The 21,777-nt window shown below is 47.6% G+C and carries 24 protein-coding genes; all 24 read right to left on the bottom strand.

What is annotated here, in order from left to right:
* Positions 1–326: 326 nt before the first annotated feature.
* The 24 genes from BLT91_RS22235 to glyA all read right to left on the bottom strand — a co-directional run bounded on the left by BLT91_RS22235 (position 327) and on the right by glyA (position 21,748).
* On the bottom strand, positions 327–1,838 hold the full coding sequence (locus BLT91_RS22235) for an NADH-quinone oxidoreductase subunit N (protein ID WP_090825035.1): 1,512 nt from the start codon (positions 1,836–1,838) through the stop codon (positions 327–329).
* 4 nt (positions 1,839–1,842) lie between these two features.
* Positions 1,843–3,465 carry a complex I subunit 4 family protein gene (locus BLT91_RS22240; RefSeq protein ID WP_090825037.1) on the bottom strand — a complete coding sequence of 541 codons (1,623 nt, stop codon included), beginning with the start codon at positions 3,463–3,465 and terminating at the stop codon, positions 1,843–1,845.
* Complete coding sequence (gene nuoL / locus BLT91_RS22245; protein WP_090825040.1) at positions 3,455–5,368, bottom strand: NADH-quinone oxidoreductase subunit L; 1,914 nt, start codon at positions 5,366–5,368, stop codon at positions 3,455–3,457. Before nuoL ends, BLT91_RS22240 begins: the two co-directional genes overlap by 11 nt.
* 15 nt (positions 5,369–5,383) lie before the next feature.
* A complete protein-coding gene (gene nuoK, locus BLT91_RS22250) occupies positions 5,384–5,695 on the bottom strand; it encodes an NADH-quinone oxidoreductase subunit NuoK (protein WP_090825042.1) in 312 nt (103 codons plus the stop codon).
* Positions 5,696–5,697: 2 nt separating this feature from the next.
* The gene (locus BLT91_RS22255) at positions 5,698–6,228 is read right to left on the bottom strand and encodes an NADH-quinone oxidoreductase subunit J (RefSeq protein ID WP_090825044.1); all 531 of its coding nucleotides are present in this window, start codon (positions 6,226–6,228) and stop codon (positions 5,698–5,700) included.
* Positions 6,221–6,673, bottom strand: coding sequence for an NADH-quinone oxidoreductase subunit NuoI (nuoI, locus tag BLT91_RS22260; protein ID WP_029195651.1), 453 nt, complete (start codon positions 6,671–6,673; stop codon positions 6,221–6,223). The genes BLT91_RS22255 and nuoI overlap by 8 nt, the downstream gene beginning before the upstream one ends.
* Positions 6,674–6,780: 107 nt before the next feature.
* On the bottom strand, positions 6,781–7,785 hold the full coding sequence (gene nuoH, locus BLT91_RS22265) for an NADH-quinone oxidoreductase subunit NuoH (protein WP_090825046.1): 1,005 nt from the start codon (positions 7,783–7,785) through the stop codon (positions 6,781–6,783).
* Entirely contained in the window at positions 7,785–8,885 is a 1,101-nt protein-coding gene (locus BLT91_RS22270) for an NADH-quinone oxidoreductase subunit D (RefSeq protein ID WP_090825048.1), read from the bottom strand. The genes nuoH and BLT91_RS22270 overlap by 1 nt, the downstream gene beginning before the upstream one ends.
* A 3-nt stretch (positions 8,886–8,888) precedes the next feature.
* Positions 8,889–9,905, bottom strand: coding sequence for an NADH-quinone oxidoreductase subunit C (locus tag BLT91_RS22275; protein ID WP_090825050.1), 1,017 nt, complete (start codon positions 9,903–9,905; stop codon positions 8,889–8,891).
* A complete protein-coding gene (locus BLT91_RS22280; protein WP_029195655.1) occupies positions 9,902–10,420 on the bottom strand; it encodes a NuoB/complex I 20 kDa subunit family protein in 519 nt (172 codons plus the stop codon). The genes BLT91_RS22275 and BLT91_RS22280 overlap by 4 nt, the downstream gene beginning before the upstream one ends.
* Positions 10,405–10,770 carry an NADH-quinone oxidoreductase subunit A gene (locus BLT91_RS22285; RefSeq protein WP_090825124.1) on the bottom strand — a complete coding sequence of 122 codons (366 nt, stop codon included), beginning with the start codon at positions 10,768–10,770 and terminating at the stop codon, positions 10,405–10,407. Before BLT91_RS22285 ends, BLT91_RS22280 begins: the two co-directional genes overlap by 16 nt.
* A 232-nt stretch (positions 10,771–11,002) precedes the next feature.
* Positions 11,003–11,407: a F0F1 ATP synthase subunit epsilon gene (locus BLT91_RS22290; RefSeq protein WP_090825052.1), complete on the bottom strand. Its 405-nt coding sequence runs from the start codon at positions 11,405–11,407 to the stop codon at positions 11,003–11,005.
* Between the two features lie 40 nt (positions 11,408–11,447).
* Complete coding sequence (atpD, locus tag BLT91_RS22295) at positions 11,448–12,845, bottom strand: F0F1 ATP synthase subunit beta (protein WP_057303735.1); 1,398 nt, start codon at positions 12,843–12,845, stop codon at positions 11,448–11,450.
* 48 nt (positions 12,846–12,893) lie between these two features.
* Entirely contained in the window at positions 12,894–13,751 is an 858-nt protein-coding gene (gene atpG / locus BLT91_RS22300; protein ID WP_029195659.1) for an ATP synthase F1 subunit gamma, read from the bottom strand.
* A 127-nt stretch (positions 13,752–13,878) separates the two neighbouring features.
* Positions 13,879–15,393, bottom strand: coding sequence for a F0F1 ATP synthase subunit alpha (gene atpA / locus BLT91_RS22305; RefSeq protein ID WP_090825054.1), 1,515 nt, complete (start codon positions 15,391–15,393; stop codon positions 13,879–13,881).
* A 32-nt stretch (positions 15,394–15,425) separates the two neighbouring features.
* Entirely contained in the window at positions 15,426–15,959 is a 534-nt protein-coding gene (locus tag BLT91_RS22310; RefSeq protein WP_090825056.1) for a F0F1 ATP synthase subunit delta, read from the bottom strand.
* A complete protein-coding gene (atpF, locus tag BLT91_RS22315; RefSeq protein ID WP_090825058.1) occupies positions 15,956–16,441 on the bottom strand; it encodes a F0F1 ATP synthase subunit B in 486 nt (161 codons plus the stop codon). Before atpF ends, BLT91_RS22310 begins: the two co-directional genes overlap by 4 nt.
* A gap of 78 nt (positions 16,442–16,519) precedes the next feature.
* On the bottom strand, positions 16,520–16,744 hold the full coding sequence (atpE, locus tag BLT91_RS22320) for a F0F1 ATP synthase subunit C (protein WP_028556930.1): 225 nt from the start codon (positions 16,742–16,744) through the stop codon (positions 16,520–16,522).
* Positions 16,745–16,822: 78 nt separating this feature from the next.
* Positions 16,823–17,521: a F0F1 ATP synthase subunit A gene (gene atpB, locus BLT91_RS22325; RefSeq protein WP_090825126.1), complete on the bottom strand. Its 699-nt coding sequence runs from the start codon at positions 17,519–17,521 to the stop codon at positions 16,823–16,825.
* Positions 17,522–17,554: 33 nt separating this feature from the next.
* The gene (locus BLT91_RS22330; RefSeq protein ID WP_254777071.1) at positions 17,555–17,938 is read right to left on the bottom strand and encodes an ATP synthase subunit I; all 384 of its coding nucleotides are present in this window, start codon (positions 17,936–17,938) and stop codon (positions 17,555–17,557) included.
* On the bottom strand, positions 17,935–18,156 hold the full coding sequence (locus BLT91_RS22335) for an AtpZ/AtpI family protein (protein WP_090825062.1): 222 nt from the start codon (positions 18,154–18,156) through the stop codon (positions 17,935–17,937). Before BLT91_RS22335 ends, BLT91_RS22330 begins: the two co-directional genes overlap by 4 nt.
* Positions 18,157–18,379: 223 nt before the next feature.
* Positions 18,380–19,516, bottom strand: a complete 1,137-nt coding sequence (gene wecB / locus BLT91_RS22340) for a non-hydrolyzing UDP-N-acetylglucosamine 2-epimerase (protein ID WP_090825064.1) — start codon at positions 19,514–19,516, stop codon at positions 18,380–18,382.
* A 134-nt stretch (positions 19,517–19,650) separates the two neighbouring features.
* Positions 19,651–20,280: a uracil phosphoribosyltransferase gene (gene upp / locus BLT91_RS22345; protein WP_090825066.1), complete on the bottom strand. Its 630-nt coding sequence runs from the start codon at positions 20,278–20,280 to the stop codon at positions 19,651–19,653.
* 217 nt (positions 20,281–20,497) lie between these two features.
* The gene (gene glyA / locus BLT91_RS22350; protein WP_090825068.1) at positions 20,498–21,748 is read right to left on the bottom strand and encodes a serine hydroxymethyltransferase; all 1,251 of its coding nucleotides are present in this window, start codon (positions 21,746–21,748) and stop codon (positions 20,498–20,500) included.
* Between the last annotated feature and the right edge of the window lie 29 nt (positions 21,749–21,777).

Below are 21,777 nucleotides of genomic sequence, written 5' to 3' on the forward strand. Positions count from 1 at the left end.
CGTAATGGTCTTTTTCCTTCTCTATCTATACCACATTACCCGTCTTCTCGATACATATAACGGTTTATCGTCGCAAAAAGTTCAGATCTTTACAAAGTTTTTTTATATGTATTTAGGAGAAAGATAACTACCTGTATATTGTACATGTAAATGGTGGGTTGCGCGCATCTGGAGGGAATTACCAAACCTGCTGATTTACGAAAAATCACTTGTATGTTTGCCCGGAAGACAGGTTGTTTGGACCGTATCTTTACTTACATCAAAGTAAAAAGCCTTCCCCCACTTTTGAAATAGGGAAAGGCTCATTTAGAAGCTTTGTAACTTTTTTACATGATCAGAAAATCCTTCGTCAAGGTGAAAATAGCTTCAATGCCTTTCAGCACAAGGTGCGGGACAAAGCCCAGTGCTAAGCTGATAAGCGCACATAACCATACTGTGATTCCTAGTGGAATTGACACCTTAACTTCGGCAGACTCGTAGTCGCTGCGCATAAACATTTGGCGCACGATTCCGAAATAGTAGTACAAGGATACCACACTGGTCGCGATCATCAGTGCCCCAAGCCAGTATTGCTTGGTCTGCATCGTTCCCAATATGATGTAGAGCTTCCCGAAGAACCCGCCTGATATCGGAATACCGGCCAAGGAAAGCACAATCAATACCATCGCAGCAGCTGTTAATGGCGCCCGATAATAGAGACCTCCAAAACCTTTGGCTTCGGTATGCCCCTCCGCCTGCTCAATAATCATAAGCACAGCGAAAGCGCCGATATTCATAAACAAGTACGCGATCAAATAGAAAATAAATTCAGAGAAGTTCGCGTAATGGATGCCTGAAAAATAAGTTCCGATCGGAACGAGTAAATATCCGGCATTGGCAATCCCTGAATAGGCCAAAAGCCTTTTCATGTTCGTTTGCTTTAGCGCAATGAAATTACCGGTCACCATAGCAATTGCAGCCATCACGGATATAGCTAGGAACACATCGGATTGAACAGAAGTACCTTCAAAGCTGCTAAACCCAAACAACGCGTAGAATACGCGGAAAAGGATGGCGAAACCGGCAGCCTTAGACACAACAGCCAAAAATGCCGTCACTGGCGTCGGTGCTCCTTGGTACACATCCGGTGCCCAGCTATGGAACGGGGCAGCGGCGATTTTGAAGCCGAATCCAGCGAGCAGCAGGAAGAAGGCTACGTAGATCAGTGCCTCATAATTAGGCACGAGCGATGGAAGCGCAGAACCAATCTGCGATAAATTACTAGAACCAACCATACCGTAAAGAAAGGACATGCCATAAAGGATGATGGCGGAGGAAATACCGCCCATGACCAAGTACTTGAAGGCTCCCTCATTGGACTTACTATCTTTCTTCTTCATCGCTACGAGCAAGTACGAGGTAATACTCAACAGTTCTAATCCAACGTACAGTGTAATTAAGTCACCCGAGGATGACATAATCATGGCACCGAGTGCTGCAGGCAGATAGAAGTAGTAATACTCCCCAACATGCGGGATCGCGTCTTCTTTTACGAAGCTTAGGCTCATATAGACGATGAAGCCTGTGCCTGTTAAAGTGAACAATTTCATCAGGTTCGAGAAATCATCCACTCGATAGCTATGATTGAGCAGCTGAATGGCCTCATCTGGATTCAACTGAAGAACTACGAATACCGCAGAAATAGCGATGCCGACCAAGGTCAACCATCCAATAATGGAACGACTAAACCTGCTTGGCAGGATCAAATCCAAGAGAGATAGGATGATCGCGGTGGCAACCAGCGAAAGCTCAGGGAGCAGATGCACTAAATCGGCGACATGGAGTCGAAGCTGTTCCACCGGACTAACCTCCTATCTTCCCGGCTACGCTTTGGATCAATTGATCCAAGCTGCCTATCGTTTGCTGAAGCGGCTGGCTTAGCACGCTTGGGTACACCCCGAGCAAGAGAATGAACGCCACGAGCGTAATCATTGGCACCGCCTCGATTAACCTGGCGTCGCGCACGCCTTGCAGCGGCAGGCCAGGCTGTTTAGGGCCGAACGTGATGTTCAGCACCCCGCGCAGCACATAAACCGCTGCGAGAATGATCCCGAGTGTACCGACAATCGCGTACACGCGGTATGTTTCGAAGAGTCCGAGAAACGCGAGGAACTCACTGATGAAGCCGGATAAACCAGGCAATCCGAGCGAAGCCATACCGGCGATCAGCAGAATGCCGCTAATGAAAGGGACTGACGACGCGAGACCGCCTAAGCGATCGAGATCAGTGGATTCGGTCCGCTCGTAGATACTGCCTACAAGCAGGAACATCAGGGCCGAGATGAGGCCGTGTGAGATAAGTTGGAACAAGGCGCCCTGCAGGCCCGTCACATTGAATGCGGCGAGACCAAGCAGTACGATGCCCATGTGGCTAATACTCGAGTAGGCCAGCACAAGCTTGAAGTCTCTTTGGACCATCGCGAGAATCGCGCCGTACAGGATGTTGATGACGCCAAGGAGCGCCAGCATCCAAGCCCACTGCTTGGCTTCCGCCGGGAAGAACAGAATGCCGAATCGAATGAGGCCGTAGGCCCCCATTTTCAGCAAAATCCCGGAGTGAATCATTACAACAGCAGGCGGAGCCTCCGTATGTACTTTGAGCATCCACGTATGGAACGGGAAGATCGGCAGCTTAATGCCGAAGGCGATCAGCAGCATGATAAACACGGTCCATTTCATTGCCGGGCTAAGGAAGAACGGCGTTCCTGTTTGATTCACATAAGCCGTCGGATCCTGCAGCAAATTATGCGCAATCGTATGGATGTCACCGCTGTAGTAGATGATAGCCTCTGTTTGCGAAGGCACTTGGTTGAATCCGGCTGTGCTGACGAGAATTAAGAACGCGATCAACATGATCGCCGAGCCGAGTCCATTGTAGATTAGGAAACGGTTTGCGGCTTGTTCCCTGTTCATATACCCCCAAATACCAATCAAGAAGAACATTGGCACAAGCGTAATTTCGAAGAACAAGAAGAACAAGAACAGATCCTGAGCCATAAATACACCGAACATGCCGGTTTCAAGAAGCAGGAACAGAATGTAGTACGTTTTCCAACGCTTTTTGATATACACCGAAGCTAAGGCAGCCATCGACGAAACAAGTGCGGTTAGAAATACGAGCGGTAAGGAGATTCCATCTACCGCCATATTGTACTTAAACTCAAAGAAATACGAAGTGATTTGCTGAATTCCCTCATGGTTAAGCGGGACTTTAATCCAGTCCAGCTGTTCTTTATACTGAATCGGATCACCTTGATAGTTATAATCGAAGTATAACCACGCCGCCAAAATAAGCGGAATCAGCGTCGTCACGATACCAATCGTTTTTATCAAACGGCCTCGGTCCCCACGGATGAAGAGCAAGACCAGAACACCTAGCAGAGGGGAAAAAGCGATCATACTTAGAATGGGCATACTAGCCAGCATGGATGAACCTCCTTCCTGCGATGGCGAGTACCAAAATCAGCATCCCCAGAATCATGATAACCCCGTAGGTCTGTAGTTGACCATTTTGAAGACGGGATCCTAAGCGGCCAAGACTGACTACCGTAAAGGCGACCAAACGCACAATACCATCAATGATATACACATCAATCAGCTCGAGAACCCATCCTAAACCGCGAAGCGGCTTAACGATGGCACCATCATAGATTTCATCAACGAAATATTTACGATTCAGCAGCGTATACAACCATGGCATCTTGCCAGAAACCACATCGCGCGGAATCGAACGTTTGAGGTAAATCAGGTAACCAAGGCCAATACCAAGCAAACCGGCCAGTGTAGATAGAATAATAACGATCCAATTCGCTTTCTCATCATGGTTCTGACCCGTCAACCAGTGGCTGAGCCATTCATTGAACGGCGTATTCACAAAGCCCGCGACAACGGCAAGCACAGCCAGAACAATCAGCGGTGTTGTCATGGTTGCCGGAGATTCATGCGGTTCATGTGCAGCATGACCATGATCGTCTGCATCAGTCTTTACACTCCCTCTAGGCGAGCCTAAAAACACCAGGAAGAACAGACGCGACATATAGAAGGCTGTGAAGAAGGCAGCAATCACACCGACCCAGAATAGAAGCTGGTTATGCTCGTACGCTTCCGTCAATATCATATCCTTCGACCAGAACCCTGCGAACGGGAATATGCCTGAAAGTGCCAGCGTTCCTATCGCGAATGTCCAGGTCGTGATTTTCATTTTACGAGATAATCCGCCCATTTCGTTAATGTCTTGCGTATGAACTGCGTGGATTACACTGCCTGCACCCAAGAAGAGCAGTGCCTTGAAGAAAGCGTGCGTGAACAAATGAAACATGCCCGACGTGTAGGAGACACCAATCCCCAATGCCATCATCATGTATCCGAGCTGACTCACGGTGGAGTAGGCAAGAATGCGTTTGATATCATTCTGTGCTATACCAATCGTTGCTGCAAAAATTGCAGTGAAACCACCCACATAAGCAACAACTAACAGTGCATCCGGCGATGCATGGAAAATATCAAACGTACGCGCTACTAGATACACACCAGCTGCAACCATTGTTGCTGCGTGGATCAGCGCACTAATCGGCGTCGGACCTTCCATGGCATCAGGCAACCATGTGTGCAGCGGGAACTGACCTGACTTCCCCATCGCCCCTATGAAGATCAGAATGGCAATCCATGTGACGATCGTCGGGTCGATTTTGCCTGCTGTAAAAGCATTATGTATAGATGTAAAATCGAGCTCATGCCCTGGCATGTACCAATACAGCAGCAGAATGCCAATGAACAGACCAACGTCCCCGATACGGGTGACGATGAAGGCCTTTTTCGCAGCTGCCTTCGCCTCTGGCTTGAAGTACCAGAATCCAACGAGCAGGAAGGAGCATACCCCTACAAGCTCCCAGAAGATGTACAACTCCAACATATTTTCCGAGATGACAAGGCCAAGCATGGAGAAGGAGAACAACGCGATATACCCAAAAAACACATGGATCCGCTCGTCGCCTTTCATATAACCTTTGGAATAAATATTCACGAGAAGAGAAACTAATGTGACGATAACAAGCATCAAAGAGTTCAGATTGTTAACCTCAAACCCCATATTCAGCGTAAAATCGCCCACTTGCAGCCAATGCAGCTTATTCCACGTGAAATCTTCCACTTTACCGCCAACTCGTTCAACGAAAATCAGCAAAGCCACGATAAATGACGCTAGCATCGCGAAAATGCTGATGTAAATGCCTAGATCTTTTAATTGACGTCCCATAGCCGTAAGCGCTAGAAAAGCAAGCAGCGGAAACAACGGAATGAGCCAGGCGTACTGTGAATAGTCCGATACCATATCCTTGTTAGCCTCCTAGCGCTTCATAGAATCCAAATCCGTTACATCTACTGTCCCTTTATTTCGGTAAATCGTAATCAGAATCGCGATCCCAACAGCCGCCTCTGCAGCTGCTATGGTGATGTTGAAAAGCGAGAAAATTTGCCCCGTCAGAGCAGGGTGATCACCAAGCTTCGAAAAAGCAATCAAATTCAAGTTAACGGCATTGAGCATAAGCTCGATCGACAGCAAAACGATAACCCCGTTCTTCTTTGTTATTGCGCCGTATAAGCCGATACAGAACAGGATTGCAGCCAGCGTGAGATAGGGAGTTACAATGTTGCCCACAGCTAATCCTCCTCTCTCTTTGCGACCACAATGGCGCCGATGAAGGCCACCGTCAGCAGCACCGACATGATTTCGAAAGGAATAACATGCTCGTTATAGAGCAGCTTCCCGATTTCTAACGTATTGTCCTTACCCGCATTCAGGGTACCTGAAGCGACGAAGGTAGTTTTTTGTATGGCATAAAATAACACCCCGAACAACCCCAAAGCGCCAACAATCGCCAAGCCTTCATGCCAAGGACGCCTAGGCTCCTCTTCTTCCCCTTGTCTGTGCTTCGTCATCATGATGCCGAAAATCATCAGAATTGAGATCGCACCAGCGTAGATTAACACTTGCACGAAAGCTACAAACTCAGCCTCCAGAATGACATATAGCCCAGCCAAACTAATAAACGTAAGCGCAACGGCAATGACCATGTGAACGACTTTGGTAAAAGAAATCATGAAGATGGCTCCGCCGATCGCGAGTAGAGCGAAGACGAAGAAAGCCCAGCTTGAACCGCTTGATAGGAAATCGCCAATTCCGTTAAACATCTTTCTTGGCCCCCCCTTTTGGCAGTGCCGAGTTGTTCTCCTGACGGATATTTTGAGTGTTTTCACTTAGCCATTGCATATTTTTGAACAGATCATCTCGACTGTACGTACTGAGCTCAAAATTGTTCGTCATGACGATCGCTTCCGTCGGACACACCTCGGTGCAGAGATCGCACAAAATACAAATTTCAAAATTAATGTCGTACGTATCGATAACCTTGCCCTTCTTCTCGGGGTCTGGGTTCGCTTTACCTGTTAAGGTAATACATTCCGTCGGACAAACACGAGCACATTGATTACACACAATGCATTTCTCTGGATCAAAATATTGAATACCGCGAAAGCGATCCGGCATTTTAATCGGGACGTCAGGGTATGCGTACGTTATTTTTTTCTGGGTCATGCTTTTAAACGTTACGCCTAAACCTTTCATTATGCCCTTCATTCGTTTCCCTCCTTAGAGTTTTCCGTAGGAAAACTTGCATCGTAAGCGTAATCTTAGAGTTTTGCTTTAGCAAAACTGACTTCGAAAGCATGCTTAGCGTTTTTCTGTTATGTGATGGTCATAATGATCGCCGTTACCAGCATATTGACTAGTGCGAGTGGTAGCAGCACTTTCCAGCCGAACCCCATAAGTTGATCGACCCGCACCCGGGGCAGCGTCGCGCGCAGCCAGAACAGGAAGAACACAATAAAGGAGAATTTCAGTAGGAACCAGATTATACCTGGGATGAAATCAAGGAATGGGAATGGCGCATGCCACCCACCCAGGAAAATCAAGCTTGTCAACGAAGCAATGACGAACACGTACACATACTCCGATAGCATGAAAAAGGCGAAACGGAAACCGCTGTATTCCACATGGTAGCCTGCAACGAGCTCTGATTCTGCTTCCGGAAGGTCAAACGGCGTTCGATTGAGCTCCGAGACGCCGGCAATAGCGAAAATGATAAAGCCTAGAATCTGGGGAATGAAGTTCCAATGCCAGAAGCCGCCCGATTGATGATCAACAATGGTGTGTAGATTTAAACTGCCTGTCATCATGATGACACCAATAACGGAAATCACGAGCGGAACCTCGTAACTAATCATTTGAGCCGCCGAACGCATACCGCCAAGCAGCGCGTATTTGTTATTCGACGCCCAACCGCCGAGTATGATACCAATCGTAGAAATTCCCGTAAGGGCGACATAAAAGAGCAGACCCACATTTAAATTCGCGTTAAACAACCGATCCGAAAACGGAATCGTCGCAATAATCGTGAACGAAGGGATAAAGGTAATGATTGGCGCTAGAATAAAGAGCTCACGCTCCGCCTTTTTGGGAATCGTATCCTCTTTGATTAAGAGCTTAAATACGTCCGCGACACTCTGTAGGAGCCCAAAAGGTCCTGTTCGGTTCGGTCCGATTCGCATCTGCATCCAGCCGATAACCTTACGCTCGAAGTAGATTGCATAGGTTACGAAGCCCAGGACCAGCATCAGCATGACGATGCCCCAGAACAGGAAAACGAAGAAGTTCGTCCAAGTTAGACTCGCCTCAAGTAAATTCACCATTAGGCATCCACCTCCCCAACGACAATATCGATGCCGCCCAAAATCGTAATCAGGTTGGTCATCGACTCACCGACCAGCAGCTTGGGCAATATTTGCAGATTCACGAAGGAGGGTCTGCGGAATTTTAGACGGAAAGGCTCTTGTTTGCCGCGAGAAATGATATAGCATCCAATTTCCCCGCGCGGAGACTCGATAGCCGAATACACTTCTCCTTCTGGAGGACGAATGACTCTAGGCACCTTGCCCATGGTTTCGCCTTGCTCAGGGAACTGCTCAACGGCTTGCTCCAGGATACGAAGGGATTGCTTCACTTCCTCCATACGCAGCAAGTAGCGATCATAGCAATCACCGCCGCTGCGAACCGGCACATCGAACTGGAAACGGCTGTACAGGCTGTACGGCTGCGTTTTGCGAATATCCCAGTCTACACCGGTACATCTTAGGTTAGCGCCGCTAAGGCCATATGCAATAGCTGTATCAGCGTCATACTTGCCTACACCTTTGATACGGGAGAGAAAGATTTCATTCCCCGTCACTAACGTGTGATATTCTTCCAGCTTACCGTACATATAAGGTATAAATTTCTTAACTTTATCAATCCAACCGTCAGGAGCATCCCACTTTACGCCTCCAACTCGCATGTAGTTATAAGTCAGACGCGCCCCACAAAGTTCATTGAACAGGTCAATAATAATTTCCCGATCACGAAAAGCGTATAAGAACGGGCTCATCGCGCCAATGTCCAGCAAATAGGTACCCCACCACACCATGTGAGAAGCAATGCGTTGAAGCTCCATCACGATTAAGCGAAGAAACTCCGCTCGTTCTGGCACTTCCAGCTGCATCATTTTCTCTACGGCATTAACAAGCACGTAGTTAGTCGTCATGGCCGATACGTAATCCATGCGATCCGTGTAAGGAATAATTTGCGTGTAGCTAAGGTTTTCAGCCAGTTTCTCTGTTCCTCTATGTAGATAGCCCATGACGGGTATAGCTTCTTTGATTATTTCTCCATCCAGCTTCACGATCACGCGGAAAACGCCGTGCGTACTTGGATGCTGAGGACCAACGTTTAACAGGAGCTCTTCTGTCCGTAACAAATGCTACACCTCCGGGTCGAGCGGTTCGTAATCTTTGCGCAGTGGATGGCCGACCCAATCGTCAGGCATCATGATTCGTACTAAATTAGGGTGACCCGGGAAATCAATTCCCAGCAGGTCATACACTTCCCGCTCATTCCAATTCGCGGTTGGCCATATAAGAGCAACGGAAGGAATGCTCGGCTGATCTCGGTCTGTTTTCACTTTTACGCAATACTCACGCTTGTGTGTGAGGGAAAGCAGATGATACGCCACCTCCAGGTGCGTCTCCTGGTCAACGCCGGAGAGATTGCGCAAGTAGTCGCAGCGCAGCTCTTCGTGATCCCTCAGCGTCACCGCGGCCTGCGGCCAGCGGGAGCTGTGGATGACCACGTAAGGACGATGCGCGTCCCTTTCGTTGATGAAAGCATCGACGACGACGTCTTCGCCAACGTCGGCTTTCAAGATCGCGACCAGCCGATCAAGCAGCGGCTGGTTCGGTGAAGGCTCCTTCGGCGCGGCAGGCTCCGCCGAATCGGTTTTCGCCCCGCGCGCGCTAGCTCGCGCAGCGCGTGCTTCAGCTGCGGCCTGGGCTTTGGCCGCCTTCTCGTCTTCCCCAGCGTCCGCAGGCACTGGTGACGCCTCGGCTCCAGCCGACGCGGGCTCGCCCGTCGGCTCAGCGGCCGCCCGCGCAGCGAGGCGGGCAACTCTCGCCGCGGCGCGCTCCGCTGCCGCGTCACTGCTGCTCTTCTCCGCCGCCGGAGCATCGGCGCCTGGCGCACGCTCCGCGAGCTCAGCCGCAGGCGCATCGCTTGGCTCGTTCGTCGTCTGCACAGCCGGATCAGCGGCCTGATTCTCCGCCGCGCGATCTACGGCTGCTTGCACGTCAGCGCTAAGCGGCGTCTTACTCGCGCGCGCCTCTGGCGTCAGCTCGCCTACCTCAGCGATAGCTTCCTCTAGAGGAGATTCGCTCTTTTTCTTACCTTCCTCAGCAGGAGGAGTCTGGTCAACTTTACCCTCCGGCTTCTTTTCATCACTCATCGATTGGTCACCTGCTTCCCGGTCTTCGCTTCATAGCGAATCTTCTCCTGAAGCTTATTAATGCCATAGATGAGTGCCGCCGGATTTGGTGGACAACCCGGAATATAAACATCAACCGGAACGATCTGGTCAACGCCCTTTACAACGGAATATGACTTCACATAAGGTCCTCCTGCTGTCGCACACGAGCCCATCGCAATGACCCATTTCGGTTCAGGCATTTGTTCATAAAGACGGCGCAGCAAAGGAGCCATTTTCTTCGTTACAGTCCCCGCAACAATCATCACATCGGATTGCCTAGGAGACGTACGGAAGATGACTCCGAAACGGTCTAAATCATAGTGAGAGCCGCCAGTTCCCATCATTTCAATGGCACAACAGGCCAGGCCAAACGTTAACGGCCAAAGCGAATTACTGCGCGCCCAAGCTTTCACTTGCTCTAACGTCGTCATGAATACATTGCGGTTTAACTCTTCCCGTTCTTCGGGAGATATCGACTCTAAACTGAAGTCCATTGCAGCACCTTCTTCTTCCAAGCGTATATTAATCCAATGGCTAGCAAGGCTACGAAAATACACATTTCCACTAAGGCAAAAAGGCCAAGCTGATTAAATGCAACAGCCCAAGGATAGAGGAACACGGTCTCAACATCGAAGATGACAAACATTAAAGCAAACAAATAATAACGAATATTAAACCGGATTTGACCCTCACCTACAGGCTCGTTACCACTCTCATACGTCGTATACTTCTCATCGACGGGCTTACTCGGTCTTAACCATTTGCCTATCGTCAGCGCTGCCACAGGGAGGAGAATACCTAACCCGAGAAAAATCGCTACGATTACATAGTTATTTGTATACATCATCTGCATGTAACCGCCTCCATTCTTATTTGCTTTCCTTAATCATCCTTTTAGTTTTGGTAATATTCACCTACAACATTATATCAAAAAGCCTTTTAGGCGTCGATGACTAATTCCAAACACCACTTTTCAATCCTAGTGAGTAGATTTTCCAAAATTATCTTTTATTAGTCTGCCTATACGAAAAAAAGCGAAGGAACTCAAAGTTCCCTCGCATTTAATCAAACATCTATTATTTCCCGGACACATTGATACGATTTAATGCTCTTTGAAGAGCGGCTTCAGCACGCTTGAAATCAACGTTTTCTTGCTTTGTTTCAGCAAGACGCTTCTCCGCACGTTCCTTTGCTGCTTTCGCACGATCGATATCAATCTGTTCTGGTAGCTCGGCGCTTTCCGCCAATATAACCACCTTATCCTTGCGCACTTCCATGAAACCGCCATTTACTGCGATGATTTCGTCTTTAGAGCCCTGTTTCTTCACAGTAATAGACGCAATTTTCAATGGAGTGACCAGTGGAATGTGATTCGGCAGAATTCCAAGCTCCCCTTCGACACCCTTCACGCTAACCATGTTCACTTGTTCAGCGTACACTTTGCGCTCTGGGGTAACAATTTCCAGTAGGAATGTACTCACTTGGATTCTCCTTCCTAAACTTACTTAGAGAGCATGCACCTTACAGCGTTTTAGCTTTCGCGATTGCATCCTCGATTGTGCCCACGTTGTGGAAGGCAACTTCAGGAAGATTGTCGTGCTTACCTTCAAGAACTTCTTTGAAGCTGCGCACGGTATCCTTCATTGGTACATACAAGCCTGGGAATCCGTTGAACGGCTCAGCAACGTGAAGCGGCTGAGACAAGAACAGACGAAGACGACGCGCACGAGTAACGACCAATTTGTCCTCATCAGACAACTCATCCATACCCAAGATCGCGATGATATCCAGAAGCTCTTTGTAACGTTGAAGAATTTGTTTAACGCCCTGTGCTACTTTATAGTGCTCTTCACCAACGATTTCTGGTGTCAAAACACGGGAAGATGACGCAAGTGGATCTACCGCTGGGAAGATACCTGCAGCCGCGATACTACGCTCCAAGTTCGTTGTAGCGTCCAAGTGAGCGAAAGCCGTTGCCGGAGCCGGATCCGTATAGTCATCGGCAGGAACGTAAATCGCTTGAATGGAAGTAACAGAACCTTTTTTCGTGGAAGTAATACGCTCTTGCAATTGACCCATTTCTGTTGCAAGTGTTGGTTGGTAACCTACCGCGGAAGGCATACGGCCTAGCAAAGCGGAAACCTCAGAACCTGCTTGCGTGAAACGGAAGATGTTGTCGATGAACAGAAGAACGTCTTTTCCTTCTTCGTCACGGAAATACTCAGCCATTGTCAAGCCGGACAATGCTACGCGAAGACGCGCGCCTGGAGGCTCATTCATTTGACCGAATACCATCGCTGTTTTTGCAATAACGCCGGAGTCTTTCATCTCGTGATAAAGGTCATTACCTTCACGAGTACGCTCACCAACGCCCGCAAATACGGAGATACCGCCGTGCTCTTGCGCAATGTTGTGAATCAACTCTTGCATCGTAACGGTTTTACCTACACCCGCTCCACCGAAGAGACCGATTTTACCACCTTTTGCGTAAGGAGCCATAAGGTCAATAACTTTAATACCTGTTTCAAGAATCTCTGATTTTGTCGACAAGTTGTCGAATGCAGGAGCTTCTTTGTGGATCGGGCTAGTTAATGTACGGTCAACTGTTTCGTTACCATCGATCGGATCGCCCAATACGTTAAATACACGACCCAGTGTTGCTGCGCCAACTGGTACAGTAATCGCTGCGCCAGTATCTGTTGCTACGGCACCACGTACAAGTCCGTCTGTAGAGGACATTGCTACGCAACGTACGAGGTTGTCACCAAGGTGAACAGCCGCTTCAACCGTCATAGTGGATGATTGTCCACCTTCGGTTCTTTCAATTTTGATTGCATTCAGAATTTCAGGGAGTTGTCCGCGTTCGAACTCAATGTCGACGACGGGCCCTGTAATATTCACAACGCGCCCTTTGCTCATGGTTTCCCTCCTAAGTAAAGCTTGTGTCTCCATCGAGACCGTTTATCATTATGCGTTCGCGTTAGCTCCAGCGACGATTTCCGAAATCTCTTGCGTAATCGAAGCTTGGCGTGCACGATTGTAAGCCAATGTGTAGCTGCTGATCATCTTCGTTGCATTCTTCGTTGCGGAGTTCATTGCTGTCATTCTCGCGCCAAACTCACTTGCTTTACCTTCCAGAACAGCACTGTAAATAAGCGTCTCAGCATATTTAGGGAGCAGTACTTCCAGAACGCCTTCCGGTGATGGCTCATACTCATAGCTAGCTGCAGCCACGCCGGATACATCTTCCATCGGAAGCAGACGAATCATGGTTGGAATTTGGGTAATCGCGTTTTGGAACTTGTTGTAAATCAGGAACAGTTGGTCATACGTACCGTTAACGAAATTAGCGACCGCTGCTGTTGCAACAGGCTTAATATCCGAGAATTTCGGCGTATCCGGAACTCCGGTTACTTCTTCAACAATCGGAATATTTCGTTTCGAGAAGAAATTGCTTCCCTTTCGTCCGATTACGAAAACGGAGTACTCAGCTGTTGATTTATGATTTTCACGAATTTCAGTCATTGCTTTACGCAACACGTTTGCGTTGTAACCACCAGCGAGACCACGATCGGAAGTAATGACCAAATAGGCCGTTTTCTTCACTTCACGTGATTGCAGCATCGGGTGCTTCACGCCTTTAGTGCCAGCTGCAATGCTTGCAACCACTTCCTTCAACTTCTCGGAGTACGGACGTGCCGCTTCCGCTGATTGCTGCGCTCTACGTAAGTTCGCTGCTGCAACCATTTCCATTGCTCTCGTGATTTGCTTCGTGCTTTGTGTGGATTTGATTTGGCGCTTAATCTCGCGCATTCCTTTTGCCATACCTGCTCACCTCTCTTTTGAGGCTTAGAAAAGCCTTCATTCGAAGACCTGAATTCAGGCGTCCGCCTGCCCAGGATTCACATGGTAGGGAGAGCTTCACTTCAACAGGAAGCTCTGCCATCATGATTTATTCAGAAACTGCAAAGCTCTTTTTAAATGTATTGATTGCATCAACCAATGCTTTATCGTTATCCGCAGTAATATCTTTCGTGTCACGAATGCTATGCAGAACTTCAGGACGGTTAGATTCCAAGAAAGCCAAGAATTGAGCTTCAAAACGCGTTACATCTTGAACTGGAATATCATCCACATGACCTTTTACAACCGTGTAAAGAGAAGCAACTTGCTTTTCCAAAGACATCGGCTGATGCACGCCTTGTTTCAAGATTTCAAGGGTACGAACCCCACGATCCAAACGTGCTTTAGTAGCTTTATCCAAATCGGATCCGAATGCTGCGAACGCTGCAAGCTCACGATATTGTGCCAAGTCAACACGAAGTGTACCGGCAACTTTTTTCATCGCTTTCGTTTGAGCGGAGCCCCCTACACGGGATACAGAGTTACCAACGTTAACCGCTGGGCGCTGACCAGAGTAGAACAAGTCGGATTCCAAGAAGATTTGACCATCGGTGATGGAAATTACGTTCGTCGGAATGTAAGCAGAGATATCGCCTGCTTGTGTCTCGATGAATGGAAGTGCCGTAATGGAACCACCGCCAAGCTCATCGTTTAATTTCGCAGCACGCTCCAGCAAACGGGAGTGCAAGTAGAATACGTCACCTGGATAAGCTTCACGACCTGGTGGACGACGAAGCAAGAGGGACAACTCACGGTATGCGGCAGCTTGTTTGGACAAGTCATCGTATACGATAAGAACGTGCTCGCCTTTGTACATGAAGTACTCAGCCATTGCACAACCGGAGTATGGAGCTAACCATAGCATCGGTGAAGGCTCGGAAGCAGATGCTGTTACAACGATCGTATAGTCAAGCGCGCCAGCAGCACGAAGGGTTTCAACAACACCTACGACTGTGGATTGTTTTTGACCGATAGCCACGTAGATACATTTCACGCCATTGCCTTTTTGGTTGATGATTGCGTCGATCGCAATCGCCGTTTTACCTGTTTGACGGTCACCAATGATCAACTCACGTTGGCCACGGCCAACTGGTACCATCGCGTCAATCGCTTTAATACCTGTTTGCATTGGTTCATGTACGGATTTACGAGCCATTACGCCTGGAGCCATGTTCTCTACAGGGCGGAACGCTGTTGTATTAATTGGACCTCTGCCATCGACAGGTTGACCCAAGGAGTTAACTACACGACCTAGAAGCTCTTCACCAACAGGAACTTCCATGATACGTCCAGTACGTTTAACTTGATCACCTTCACGAATATCTTTGTAAGGTCCAAGAATAACGATACCTACGTTGCTTTCCTCAAGGTTAAAAGCATAGCCTAGTACGCCGCTTGGGAACTCAAGCAGCTCGCCTGCCATAACGTTTTCCAAGCCGTGAGCACGAGCAATACCGTCACCTACTTGAATGACTGTACCTACATCAACTACTTGGATATCGGAATTATAGTTTTCAATCTGTTGTTTAATCAATGAGCTGATTTCTTCAGGTTTGATACTCAACGAACTTCACCCCTATTCTTACAGTGCTTATATTAAACTAACGCTTTGGCCAAACGATCAAGTTTGCCTGCCAAGCTTCCATCATATAAACGATCACCGATTCGCACTTGAATACCGCCGAGCAGTTTAGGTTCAACCACAGACGAAACACGGATCGTTTTACCTGTTACTTTACTGAAATGTGAAGCAATCTCAGCTTGCTGTTCATCCGAAAGTACGAATGCCGAGTATACCGTCGCACTCGCTTGACCGAGCGCTTCATTCGCAACCTTAGCATAGTCACTCGCCAAAGCAGAAATAATCGACTGTCTACCTTTATCAATCAAGACAAGCAGCGTGTTCCACACCGGTTCGGAAACTTTGCCTTCGAAAATCTGCTTCAGCAGGTCCGTTTTAGCGGAATTCCCGATGTTCGGATGGTTCAGGAACTTCTGCAAGTCTGCATTATCCCTAATCGCACTAGCTACAGATTTAAGCTCATCTTCAACTTGGGAAATAATAATCTTTTCCTTTGCTACTTCGAATAAAGCTTTGGCATAACGCTTCGCTACGACGATGTCACTCATACGTTGCCTCCTACCTCTTTGAGGTAATGCTCAACAAGTTCTTCTTGTGACTTTTCGTCGATTTGTTTCTCAATAATTTTGGATGCGATCAGAACGGACATCGCGCCTACTTGGCTGCGAAGAGCGGCAACCGCTTTGTTCTTCTCATTTTCGATATCTTTCAGCGCTTCGTCTTTCAGACGATTTGCTTCTGCACTAGCTGCGTGAATAATATCATCAGCTTGCTTGGAGCCTGTGTGCTTTGCTTGTTCAATGATGTCGTAAGCTTCCTTACGAGTTTGTTGCAGCGCTTGCTTTTGTTCCTCCAACAGTTGCTCAGCCTGCTTGCGGCTAGTTTCAGCTGTTTGAATTTGGTCTTTCACCAATTGTCTGCGTTTCTCCATCATGCCGAACAGAGGACCGAACGCAAATTTAGAAAGCAACAAATATAAAATTAAGAACGCGATAAGTTGTATCCAAAATGTGGACCATTCAATATGCAAGTAACGTCACTCCCTTCTGATAACATGGGCAAAACGAAGGCGTGGTGGCGACTACGGCCATCAACGCCAAGCGGTTTCTTAAGCTTTTCCCATAAAGATGAACGCAAGAACCAATGCAACGACCGGCATTGCCTCAACTAGACCTACCCCGATAAACATTGTTGTTTGAAGCGTACCACGAAGTTCTGGTTGACGAGAAATACCTTCCAAAGCGCGACCTACGATCAAACCGTTACCAATACCTGCACCTAGTGCTCCCAAACCGAATACGATACCTGCTGCTACTAATGCTATTGCTCCCATTGATAAAATCCTCCCTTAAACTCTTAGGTTTTTGTTGTTTTATAAGTGACTCGAGACTTCCCGAGGTAAGTCTTACTCTTAATGCTGTTCTTCATGAATCAACGTTTGCGAGATGTAAACCATTGTCAGCATCGTGAATACGAAGGCTTGAATTGCACCAACGAACACACTGAAGCCCTGCCATACGAAGAGAGGCGCAATTCCAAACCAACCTGCTCCAACAATGACAGATATCATGATTTCACCTGCATAAATGTTACCGTAAAGACGGAAAGCGAGTGTAAGCGGCTTTGATACAACTTCAATTAAATGAAGGATCAACATTGCCCCTTTGAACTCAAAATAATGCGCGAAGTAATGTTTTGTGTTACGTGTTATCCCTAAGAAGTGACTTAGTACGATAACGATAACGGTTAATGCTCCTGTTACTGCGATATCAGCAGTCGGCGATTTCCACCAAGATACATGATCTTCTGTCACGATCGAGAAAGGAAGGCCGAGCATGTTGCCGATAAAGATATACATAATGAGCGTAAGACCAAGTGCGATAAACCCTTTGCCATGCTTCGAACCAATTGTGCTTCCGATAATACCTTCTACAAATTCAATGGTCCATTCCATAAAATTTTGTAACTTCGAAGGATTTGTAACAGATGCTCGGCTGGCGCCTGCAATAGCTAGAATAAGCACAATAATGGTGGTAATTCCGATCATCATAAGAGCTGATGCGTCGAAGTGAATGCCCATCCACTCAAACTCTGGTGCGTGATGTTCCATGTTTTCCATTTTCACCCCTTTCATCGAATGGAATTACTTCTCAGACTTCCTAATAGAAAGAATACCCAGTACGAGTGTTGCCAATTGAGCAAAAAAGTATCCAACGATCGTCGTAGGTAGCGCGATGTGTTCTGGATACCGGACGGCAACCAAACCAGCGAAACCAGCAATTGCTGCTCTTGTCAGAAAACCTAGGGTCACCTTGCGCCCCTTCTGCTCTATCGCAGCTGCTGCCAACTTGTTAATCTTCCAGGCTAGAAACCTTGCATTCACCATACTTGCTAAAGAACCAAGCATAATTCCGGCAATGTAAACCCGGTAATCGACAAGAAGCGCCCATGCAGCCAAACAAAAGGATAAAAAGAAAAGAAACACATTTTGAACTGTTTTCAGAGTGGCTGAAAAGTCATCCATCATAGCCCTCCGTACTGCTTTATCATGAAGTAAATGCTAATGATTCCGGTTACAAGCCCGAGCATGAACCCGCCCAACAACCAGAGCTGTCCCCCTAGCATGTGACTCAACCATTCGCCGAACCAATATCCGGCTAGTAAACAAACTACAAGGTCAATACCAATTGCGCTAGTTAACGCTGCTGCTCGCCACGGATTATCTTTGGGATCTGGCCGTTTCATCGCATCCTCCTGAGAGTTTTCCACATGGGAAAACCCGCTTCGTAGGCATAGTGCTACGAATCCTCATCCATTGTATCGAAGCGATGCAAGGTTTGTCAATTGACGGAACTTCCTTTGTCGCTTCACACGAAACTCCTCAAATCCTTGCGGCTCTAAGGTTTGCGGGTTTCCAAACCAAACAGTCGAACTGTACGCTGTAGCGTTTGTCATGATTTTGTCACGGTTAGAATGCTTCTGGACGCTCTGAGGTCTTTCCGAAGTGGTGCAGAATCGCTTGAACGATGCGTTCTGACGCTTTACCATCACCGTAAGGATTGGCGGCTTGACTCATTTTTTTGTATAAATCTGGATCCATTAGAAGCGCGCGAGCACGCTCATAGACTTTCTCCTCATTCGTGCCTACAAGCTCCAACGTTCCTGCCTGTATACCTTCAGGACGCTCTGTTGTATCACGCAGAACAAGAACAGGCACACCAAAAGACGGCGCTTCTTCTTGAAGACCGCCAGAGTCTGTCAGGATCATATGTGCGTGCGGATAGAAATTATGGAACTCGAACACATCAAAAGGCTCTACCAGCTTGATGCGGGGGTGATTGCCAAGAATCTCATGTGCAGGTTCTTTAACAGCGGGACTCGGATGCACAGGATAAACGATCGCAATATCTTCGAACTCATCAGCGATCCGCTTCACAGCACGGAAAATTTGACGATGCGGCTCACCTTGCGCTTCACGGCGATGCGCCGTCATCAGGATTAATTTACGGCCCGCTGCCCACTCCAGAACAGGGTGCTCGAATTTCTGCTGTACCGTGTATTTAAATACATCCGTGACGGTATTTCCCGTCACATAAATCTGGGACTCGGCTTTATTTTCCTTACGCAGATTATCCGCCGATTGTTGAGTTGGAGCAAAGTGCAGATCAGCCAAAACGCCCGTTAATTGACGATTCATTTCCTCCGGGTAAGGAGACATTTTGTTCCATGTACGAAGACCTGCTTCGACATGGCCCACTTGGATTTGCTGCATGAACGCCGCATAGCTCGCAAGGAATGTTGTCAACGTATCACCGTGCACGAGAATCAGATCCGGCTTCGCTTCTTGGAAGACAGGCTCCAAACCTTGCAGCACACGTATCGTAATTTCATTCAATGTTTGACGGTCTTTCATGACGTTCAAGTCGAAATCAGGTGTAATTTTGAAAATATCGAGTACCTGGTCCAGCATCTGGCGATGCTGCGCCGTCACACAGACGAGAGACTCAATATGCTCAGGATGCTTCTCGAGCTCCAAAATAAGCGGAGCCATCTTAATCGCTTCGGGTCTAGTTCCGAAGATTGTAATGACTTTTAGACGTTTCATTGGTTTCTCCCCTTAAAGCTTTGCGTAGCAAAGCTAGCTTCGTAAGCATGGACCTTAGAGCTTTCCGTTGGAAAGCTGACTTCGTAAGCGTGAACGCTAGAGCTATCGAAAGGAAAAGCTTCTTCGTTAGCCTACTATTTAGTTCCGAACAGACGATCTCCCGCGTCTCCAAGCCCTGGTACGATATAGCCATGATCGTTTAAGTAGTCATCCACTGCGGCTACGTAAATATCAACGTCGGGGTGCTCTTGTTGAACGGCTTTGATCCCTTCTGGCGCAGCAATTAAGCACATCAGCTTCATTTGCGTACAGCCTCTGCGTTTCAGTACTTCTATCGCTGCTATCGCAGATCCGCCTGTTGCCAGCATCGGGTCAATAACAATTAACTCCCGTTCCAAGACATCCGTTGGCAGCTTTACATAATACTCAACAGGCTGAAGCGTATCGGGATCACGATATAAGCCAACATGTCCAACCTTAGCAGCCGGAATCAGCTTAAGTATCCCATCTACCATACCCAAACCTGCACGCAGGATAGGAATGAGTCCGAGCATTCTGCCAGAAATAATTCGGCAATCCGCTGTCGTAACAGGTGTTTTCACCTGAATATGCTCAAGCGGAATTTCTCTCGTAATCTCATAAGCCATCAAGGTCGCAACTTCATCAACGAGCTCTCGAAAGTCCTTCGTGTTCGTATTCTCATCCCGAATATAGGTCAGCTTATGTTGGATAAGCGGATGATCACAAATAAATAACTTCCCCATAAATTTCCTCCTAAAAAGCTGCGTATTATATGTATTTCGCAAAAAATTACGCCATGGTACGACAAACCTCGTCCATTATATCATATGTTATCCAACTTATCCTCTGAAAAACCGAAGCTTCCATGAATTACTTTTTCAAAGTAAAGAAAACCGCTGGGATTAATCTCCCTAGCGGCTTCGGCTATCGTAATCTCAAATAGTTTTTTTCAAATAAGGATTAATAAGTCAAACCTGGGTAGAGGGGATACTGCGCAGTCAAATCTTTTACTAAACCGCGAGCTTTCTCTAAAACGGTTTCGTCTTTCGGGTTTTTAAGGGTAAGTCCTATTACTTTCGCGATTGTTTTCATCGCTTCTTCACCCATGCCACGGGACGTTACAGCCGGTGTACCCAAACGGATACCGCTTGTGATGAACGGACTTGTTGGGTCAAAAGGAATCGCGTTTTTGTTTGCTGTAATACCGATTTCGTCCAACACGTGCTCAGCATCTTTACCCGAGATGTTCAGGTTGCGCAAATCAACCAGCATCAAGTGGTTATCTGTACCGCCGGAAACGAGGTTAATCCCTTCAGCTGTTAGAGCAGTCGCCAATGCTTGTGCATTGTTGATCACGTTTTGTCCGTAAGTTTTGAAATCCGGTTGCAGGGCTTCACCGAAGGATACAGCTTTTGCTGCGATTGTGTGCATCAAAGGACCGCCTTGGGAACCAGGGAATACCGCTTTATCAATCGCTGCAGCCCAAGCTTTTCGAGTAAGAATCATACCGCCGCGAGGACCGCGAAGCGTTTTGTGCGTTGTAGTTGTTACGAAATGTGCGTGTGGCACTGGATTCGGATGCAGGCCAGCTGCAACAAGACCAGCAATATGAGCCATATCGACGAAGAACAGCGCCCCAACATCGTTAGCGATAGAAGCCAATGCTTCGAAATCGATCGTACGCGGGTAAGCACTTGCGCCAGCTACGAGCATGCGAGGCTTATGTTTGAATGCTGCTTTGCGAACATCATCGTAGTCAATGCGGAAATCTTTTTCGCTTACGCCGTAAGCTACGAAGTTATATAGAATACCGGATGCATTTACCGGGCTACCATGCGTTAAGTGACCGCCATGTGCCAAATTCATGCCAAGCACAGTATCTCCAGGGTTAAGAGCTGCCAGATAAACAGCCATGTTCGCTTGTGCGCCGGAATGCGGTTGAACGTTCGCGTGTTCAGCACCGAAAAGCTCTTTCGCGCGATCACGGGCGATATTTTCTACAATGTCTACATACTCACAGCCTCCGTAGTATCTTTTGCCTGGGTAGCCTTCTGCGTATTTGTTCGTCAGAACCGTACCCATAGCTTCAAGTACAGCTTGGCTAACAATGTTCTCAGAGGCAATAAGCTCGATTTTGTCACGTTGACGGCCAAGTTCTAGATTCATCGCTTCTACAATTTTAGGATCTTGTTTACTCAAAAAATTTGTCATATCAAATTCCTCCTACAGGATAGTCTTAT

This window comes from Paenibacillus sp. yr247 (assembly GCF_900103825.1).
Lineage (GTDB): Bacteria > Bacillota > Bacilli > Paenibacillales > NBRC-103111 > Paenibacillus_E.